Source organism: uncultured Marixanthomonas sp., from assembly GCF_963974425.1.
Taxonomy (GTDB): Bacteria; Bacteroidota; Bacteroidia; order Flavobacteriales; family Flavobacteriaceae; genus Marixanthomonas.
Map to the genome: position 1 here is coordinate 26,809 of NZ_CAXBCK010000041.1, position 6,613 is coordinate 33,421.

The 6,613-nt window shown below is 35.4% G+C and carries 10 protein-coding genes; 1 reads left to right on the top strand and 9 read right to left on the bottom strand.

What is annotated here, in order from left to right:
* Window positions 1-33 precede the first annotated feature (33 nt).
* From AACZ92_RS12265 to AACZ92_RS12285, 5 genes are all read right to left on the bottom strand, one after another.
* The gene (locus AACZ92_RS12265) at window positions 34-507 is read right to left on the bottom strand and encodes a hypothetical protein (protein WP_339701808.1); all 474 of its coding nucleotides are present in this window, start codon (window positions 505-507) and stop codon (window positions 34-36) included.
* 73 nt (window positions 508-580) lie between these two features.
* Entirely contained in the window at window positions 581-1,624 is a 1,044-nt protein-coding gene (locus tag AACZ92_RS12270; RefSeq protein ID WP_339701810.1) for an MBL fold metallo-hydrolase, read from the bottom strand.
* Between the two features lie 271 nt (window positions 1,625-1,895).
* A complete protein-coding gene (locus AACZ92_RS12275; RefSeq protein ID WP_339701813.1) occupies window positions 1,896-2,153 on the bottom strand; it encodes a hypothetical protein in 258 nt (85 codons plus the stop codon).
* 17 nt (window positions 2,154-2,170) lie between these two features.
* Window positions 2,171-2,653 carry a MarR family transcriptional regulator gene (locus tag AACZ92_RS12280; RefSeq protein ID WP_339701817.1) on the bottom strand — a complete coding sequence of 161 codons (483 nt, stop codon included), beginning with the start codon at window positions 2,651-2,653 and terminating at the stop codon, window positions 2,171-2,173.
* Window positions 2,654-2,760: 107 nt separating this feature from the next.
* Window positions 2,761-3,285 (bottom strand): GNAT family N-acetyltransferase, encoded by a 525-nt coding sequence (locus AACZ92_RS12285; protein ID WP_339701820.1) that lies wholly within the window; start codon window positions 3,283-3,285, stop codon window positions 2,761-2,763.
* A 144-nt stretch (window positions 3,286-3,429) separates the two neighbouring features.
* On the opposite strand from AACZ92_RS12285, the gene AACZ92_RS12290 reads away from it, so the two are divergent.
* A complete protein-coding gene (locus AACZ92_RS12290) occupies window positions 3,430-4,557 on the top strand; it encodes a M23 family metallopeptidase (protein ID WP_339701822.1) in 1,128 nt (375 codons plus the stop codon).
* Between the two features lie 32 nt (window positions 4,558-4,589).
* Here AACZ92_RS12290 and AACZ92_RS12295 read toward each other — a convergent pair whose 3' ends face one another.
* From AACZ92_RS12295 to AACZ92_RS12310, 4 genes are all read right to left on the bottom strand, one after another.
* Complete coding sequence (locus AACZ92_RS12295) at window positions 4,590-4,967, bottom strand: PH domain-containing protein (RefSeq protein ID WP_339701824.1); 378 nt, start codon at window positions 4,965-4,967, stop codon at window positions 4,590-4,592.
* Between the two features lie 89 nt (window positions 4,968-5,056).
* Window positions 5,057-5,497 carry a hypothetical protein gene (locus AACZ92_RS12300; RefSeq protein ID WP_339701826.1) on the bottom strand — a complete coding sequence of 147 codons (441 nt, stop codon included), beginning with the start codon at window positions 5,495-5,497 and terminating at the stop codon, window positions 5,057-5,059.
* A 170-nt stretch (window positions 5,498-5,667) separates the two neighbouring features.
* Entirely contained in the window at window positions 5,668-5,925 is a 258-nt protein-coding gene (locus tag AACZ92_RS12305) for a hypothetical protein (RefSeq protein ID WP_339701828.1), read from the bottom strand.
* A partial coding sequence (locus AACZ92_RS12310) for a class I SAM-dependent methyltransferase (protein ID WP_339701830.1) occupies window positions 5,895-6,613 on the bottom strand: 719 nt, incomplete at its 5' end. The genes AACZ92_RS12305 and AACZ92_RS12310, both read right to left, overlap by 31 nt.

Below are 6,613 nucleotides of genomic sequence, written 5' to 3' on the forward strand. Positions count from 1 at the left end.
GTAATTGTTATTCCACTATAATTATGCCATTTTTTATTTACCGCTTCGTGCCATATTAGAGAGAATTCTAAGTTCTTTTTTACGAGTGTCTTTCAGTTTTTGATTTCTAGTACACAATCCTGTTGTTAAATCAGATTTTGATTTTGTTACATGAGTGTAGTAATCAGACTGTCGTGAATATACTAAATAGGTTTTTTCTACTTCAAAATCATACCCACAACTAGCTCCATCGCTATTGGTTAGGATTTCAATTTGAGCATGTTGCAGTTTTCCTTTTATCATTTCTGAAATTTTAAAAGTAAACATAACAGGACTTCCAAATACTTTACGTGAGGTATTAGAAACTTCCTTTCGTGAAAGAACGGTGCCTGTAAAAATCACATCTGAACTTAGAAACTCGGTTTTTACTTTTTTTCGAAACGAATTGTTTTCTTCTGCACATGTACAAGCACTAAGTTTGGTTATTGTTATTAAAAATAGGGTTGAAAGGATTAAGAAGGTGCGCATTACAAAAATCTATTTTAGTATTGGTTACCTACTCAAGGTACTGATTTTTATTAGTATAAAAAACTGTAAGAACTTACTCTACATCAGCCCACCAAGCTTTAAAGGTTTGAGTAGTATCGTTTAATCGAACCACTTCACCTATTTTGGGAGTTACCAGACCTATATTAGTAGCTTTTATATTTTCACTTATTTTCTTGAGAGGTTCATCCCAAGGATGATTTCCTAAAACAAACTTACCCGAATGTACTGGAAAAAGGCGTTTTGCTTGTAAATCTTGAGCTGCTACCGGTAGCTCTTCTGGTAATAAATGGATATAGCGCCACGCTTTATTATATTGTCCGTTTTCTAAAATAGCAAGGTCTATTGGTCCAAACTTATCGCCTATCATTTTAAAATGTGTATCATACCCACTATCGCCTCCTATATAAATTTTCATGGTAGGTGTTTCTAGTAAATACGAACACCACAACGTATAGTTTCGTGAAAAGGTCCTTCCCGAAAAGTGCCGTGTTGGAAGTACATGGGCAGTAACTGATGCTCCCATGGACACCCTATCATGCCAATCGTTTTCCAATAGTTGTTCTTTTGTATATCCCCAAGATTCTAAATGAGCCCCTACGCCCAAACCACAAACTACGTGTTTTACTTTAGATTGTAGTGCTTTCATGGTTTTATAATCCAAATGATCGTAATGGTCATGAGATATAAACAAGTAATCGATTTCTGGAAAATCGGCTTCAGTATACAACTCGGTGCCTTTAAACGACTTCGTGGTTCCTGGAATAGGTGAAGCGTTACCACTAAAGACAGGGTCTACCAATATTCGCAAGCCCTCCAATTGCACATAATAAGACGAATGTCCAAACCATAGTAATACCTCTTCATTTGGTGAAATTGCTTTTATATCAGTTTGTACAGAAGGTATATTTCCTTTGGGTTTTAAACGTGGTTTTTTTGTAAATAAATAATCATATAGCACGCCTCCCATTGTATAGCCTTCCGCTAACTGAGGCGTTTCACTTAGATTTTGAAAAGCCCCATCGGTATAGTTAGGCGATTGTTTTATTTGTTCTAGGCGTTCACCAGAAGGTGATTTGCCAAATATACTTTTTCGCATATATAAAAGGGTTGTTGCTATTAGGATTACTAGTAAGACAAGTAACATTTTACCTGCTTTTTTAGAAACTCGGACTACTCTACTTTTCGACAATTTGTTAGAAGTGCTAATGAAGCATCAAATATACTTGTTTTAGTTATTTTAAAAGCTTTCCGAAGAAATAGAATAGACAAATAGCTTCTCTTTATCATTGTTTCTACAAAAGTGAAAAGTAATGTTTCTACCTAGTTTTAAAGAAAAGATCTATGGTACTACCGTATCGCTAAGTTCCTTATTGCTTACCTGTATTTATAAAATGTTTTCGCGCTCTATAAATAGAAAGTATAGCTATAATACTCCATATTAAATTGGTGACAAAGGGAGGTATTGCATTATAGTATAAACAATTAATTGCAATAAGCATCCCTCCTACCATATTCAGATAGCGGCTTGGTACACTAAAATCTCTTTTTTTTGATAAGGTGAGTCCGTATGATAGGAGTATAAAAAAAGACCCTACCCATCCCATTATATCTATAAGTGTTTGCATAATAAGACATTTAACATTTATTTATTTAGTAATTGTTCCATTCTAGTTTTAAAATCTGAATCTTCAATATTCTTTTCTACAATACTAAGTTGTTCCAATAATTTGCGGTTTCCTTCTAATAACTCTTCCAGAGCTTGCTCTCCGGCTGACCAATACGCTTCTAGAACAGGTAATCTTTCCTTGGCTTTTTTTGATAATGTTAATTGATATTTTCGATAATCATTTTTGTCTTTAACTGAATCTATATATCCCTTTTTCTTCATTTTATTAATCAATTTTACAATAGCCGGATGTGATAGATGTAGCAATTCTGAAATTTCCATTACTGTTAATTGATTATGTTTTTTCAGAATTAAAAATATCATATGCCAATTGGGTTCTATATCCAAATTATGCTCTTTATAAAACTCTTTGGTTTGATAAACAAACAAATCACTTAACCTTTTTAACCTTGCAGTTAAGCCAGGATAGCCCATTTCTATTAAAAAATCTTCTTCCATATTTAAAAGTACGTTACCAGTTACGCAAATATACAAACTATATACGTAACTAGTTACATATATAGTTTATTTTAAGTAAGATTTAGGATTTTATGGGTTATAACCTCCTACGATTTTGTATTAGAAATACTATATACAAAAAGTTCCTCGTTATCATTAGGTAGAAATGTAGTTCCGGTTTGTTGTAGACCTAATTTTTCTAAAAGCCTTTGGGAGCTACTATTCTTTTTTGAAGTATACGCCTGCATGTGATTGATGCCAAATTCAGAAAAGGCAGTTTCCTTTATTTTAGTGGCTGCTTCAAGGCCATATCCTTTTCTTTCAAACTCGGGAAGAAAGGCAAAACCAATGTCCACTCCTTCTACTCCTTCTCTATCATAGATACCACAGGACCCTAACTTGCTACCATCTTCTTTTCTAATTACGGTATAGTTCCCGTAGCCAAGACGTTCTAATTGTGGTGTCATTTTATTTGTAATATATGCTTTCGCTTCTTCGATAGACGTTACATTTCTATCACCTATATAAGCCAACCATTTTGGAGTATTCAATAGCCTGAAGATTAAATCGGCATCTTGTGGATCGGTGGGGCGTAACAGCAACCGTTCAGTTTCAAAGGTTTTATAGGTCATTCGTTTATTGTTACATAATAACGTTCTTCATCAAATATACCTAAAACACTTTGTTTCCAAAGTATCGCTACCGTATCAAGTTGTAATTATTTTCTATATTTACTCTTAATACTAACTGGTACACCCATCTATTAAACAGGTTCTATGCGTTTACAATACCTTAAAATAATCCTTATAAGCCTATTTATATTTACCTATTCGTGTAAAGCAGACGACACGACAACAAATAATCAACAAGTATTTTATGTTGCTTTACCCACAAGCCCCGTGAAAGTGGATAATACCGAAGGTAGTTGGTTGGTATACGAGTTACATATAAAGGCTCCTGCTTTAGACAAACTAGAAGTTTATTACAATAGTGAATTGATACAAACCTATTCCGATTTTATAACCAAAGACAATCTGCATTTGGCAAGTATTTGGTTAGCGTATCCTGAAACGGGTTGGGAAAAAGAACAACTAACCCATCAATTTTACTATACGAATACTGATGGTACTAACCTGGTAGAAAACTTCACCTTACCTATTAGCAAACAGTATCCCGAAGCCAAAAACATAGCCTTCCCCGTCCCTCAAGGTGTGTGGTTGGCAGAAGGTGCTCCTGGCAACACTTCGTACCACACAAGAGCGATATTTCCTTACCCTGAACCTATTTATGATCCCGAACAAGATGGCTATTTAATAGGAAACAATCCACAGCGATATGCTATTGATTATGCCCAAATTGAAAATGGACTTCCTTACAAAAACGATGGAACTTCACTCGAAGATTGGTATTGCTATAATCAACCAGTAGCCGCTGTAGCAAGTGGCACTGTTTTATTTACTAAAAACACTATCCCTGATCATCAAACGCCCGGCGAATACGACTATGATATTTCTATTGAAAATGTAACCGGAAATGTTGTGTATATAGAGCACTTTGATGGTACCATTAGCACCTATTGCCATCTTATACCCAATTCAGTAACTGTGCAAGCAGGCGAAGTTGTCACTACTGGACAAGAATTAGGCCGTTTGGGAAACTCAGGTAACTCATCCGCGCCACATTTACATATGCATGTACTCACCAATCCAGAGAGTAAACAAATACAGAAATATGAAGACGGACTCTATTTTGAAAGCCTTCCGTACGCTTTTCCACAGTTTAAAAAGCTAGGACAACTACCTCCGGGGTACTTAGATGAACCGCCGTTAACACCTTTCACTCCTACTACAGCTCAAGACTTTAATAACGCATTACCCGCAGAGAGTGATGTGATTGAATTTTAAGCTTTCGTGGAAAATTATAATACCGACTACTATTACATCACCTTTTCTGCTAAGTATTGTTGCACCTCGTACACATCAATCTTTTTATTGAACTTTTTACTCACCGAAGGCGTGTTTTCGCTGGATATCCATATTTTTAATTCTGCATCCAGATCAAACGTGCCAGAAGTTTCTAAGGAAAACCTTGAAATACTTTTATAAGGCATCGATTTATACTCAATTTTACTCCCCGTAAGGCCTTGAACATCTATTAATATTAAGCGTTTATCGGTAAACATAAACGTATCTCTAAATAGTTTAAAGCCAAGCTCAATTTGTTCATTAGAAATTAGTAAACGTCCGTATTTTTCTTTTAGCTTTTCAGGAGGAACCGCACTGGCGTTTCCTAGTAATTTGTTGAATAATCCCATTCAATTGTTTTTTTAGTTGACACTTATTGATGTTTTAGTAGACTTGCCTAAGCTAATTATAATGCTTACTGGTTTAATTATAGATACCATTACTCCACTTTCTCCACCTGTTGTACATTAAAGAAAGTAGATAACTCCTTTCCGAAATAGGTGTGTATAAATTTTGTTCCAGTCACTTTAATTTTATCTCCTTTTTCCAAATCAATTATCACATTGGCCATTTCTTTGTCAATAACAAATATGTCACCACTCATTTCGTTAGTAATAGGAGCAGGTTTAAGTTTACCCCCTATAGGTAGACATTGAAAGTAAAACTTCTTCTTGAATTTACGTGGCTTTTTATACTTTTTTAAATACCCCACTTTTAAGTATTCAGCCTCTATAATTACGGGGCATTCCACATATTCATCGGTGAAAGAAAAACCCAATACATTTATATACTTTTCTTCTGTTGGTTCTGGGCAGTCTTGACTGTAAGCCATCGTACTGATAACTAAACATACTAAAAAAAATAGTAGTGATTTGTTCATTTTTAATGAGGTTTAATAATTTCTAATAAGCAATTGTTTACGCAAACACGTTACGTTATCAATATAAGAAGAAATGTAGATATATTGTAACTGCGTGGCGTGTATTGCCTTGTTGGTATTTTCACCAATAAGCTATTTTGATTTTGCTATCAACAAAAACTTAAACTCGTTTAATTACAGCTACAATTATAATCTTCAGCATAAACTTCACAAGGGTTATCACTTGGATCAAAAATGTTTAATTCAGAGCAAGATATTTTATCATCTTCAGATGAGCACGATACTATTGTTGTTATTATAAAAACTATAAATAGTAAAGTCCGTTTTTTATTCATGTCTTTTATTTTTCTACCCGTGTTAATATTTTCCACTAACAAGCTATTTTTGTCTTTCTCACCTACCTCCCTACCCGCATAGTGATTTCCCATTCAGAAGCCTTTGTATTATCTCCTTCTTGCCAAGCGGTTGTTACATCAGCTTTTATTTTATCAATCGGGTTTTGACCATTTTTGTTTTGATACCGTTGCACTGCAGACCAACTGTTGAGAAGTCCGATAAGATCTTCTAAGGTCAGTTCTTTTTGTATGCTGAAGGCAGGTGTCTTTATCTCCTCAAACGGAAACGGTATCGTCTGGTACTTTTCAGCTACCAATTGGTTACCCGGTTTCCAGTAGCCGTCTAATACAGTGTCGTGAAAATACGCAATTACCTTATTTACTTTTTCAGAGATTTTGGGTATGCCGTAGGTCCAAGCTGCCAACACCCCATCTGGTTTTAGTACTCGATTAACTTCAGTATAAAAGCTATCAAAATCAAACCAATGCAATGCTTGTGACACGGTTATAATATCAACCGAAACAGCTGCTAATGCTGTCTCCTCTGCCTTTTCTACCCGATACGTAATCTGTTGGTGAGTTACGGCATGCTTTACTTGCTCTTCACTGGGGTCCGTAGCATATATTTTTTTATAATAAGGCGTCAACCCGACTGCCGCCTGTCCATTGCCCGTACCACAGTCCCACGCCAATTCGTGGTTGGGGGTAAGTGAAGCTAGCCAAGTGAACATATCATCTGGATAACTGGGCCGATAGTTTTGGTAGTGTCCAGCTTGTTTTG

What these genes read in the sequence shown, in the direction of transcription:
- AACZ92_RS12270 (WP_339701810.1), bottom strand. Translation starts at nt 1,624, where the DNA reads ATGCGAAAAAGTATATTTGGCAAATCACCTTCTGGTGAACGCCTAGAA.
- AACZ92_RS12300 (WP_339701826.1), bottom strand. Translation starts at nt 5,497, where the DNA reads ATGAACAAATCACTACTATTTTTTTTAGTATGTTTAGTTATCAGTACG.
- AACZ92_RS12305 (WP_339701828.1), bottom strand. Translation starts at nt 5,925, where the DNA reads ATGGGAAATCACTATGCGGGTAGGGAGGTAGGTGAGAAAGACAAAAAT.
- AACZ92_RS12280 (WP_339701817.1), bottom strand. Translation starts at nt 2,653, where the DNA reads ATGGAAGAAGATTTTTTAATAGAAATGGGCTATCCTGGCTTAACTGCA.
- AACZ92_RS12265 (WP_339701808.1), bottom strand. Translation starts at nt 507, where the DNA reads ATGCGCACCTTCTTAATCCTTTCAACCCTATTTTTAATAACAATAACC.
- AACZ92_RS12275 (WP_339701813.1), bottom strand. Translation starts at nt 2,153, where the DNA reads ATGCAAACACTTATAGATATAATGGGATGGGTAGGGTCTTTTTTTATA.
- AACZ92_RS12285 (WP_339701820.1), bottom strand. Translation starts at nt 3,285, where the DNA reads ATGACCTATAAAACCTTTGAAACTGAACGGTTGCTGTTACGCCCCACC.
- AACZ92_RS12295 (WP_339701824.1), bottom strand. Translation starts at nt 4,967, where the DNA reads ATGGGATTATTCAACAAATTACTAGGAAACGCCAGTGCGGTTCCTCCT.
- AACZ92_RS12290 (WP_339701822.1), top strand. Translation starts at nt 3,430, where the DNA reads ATGCGTTTACAATACCTTAAAATAATCCTTATAAGCCTATTTATATTT.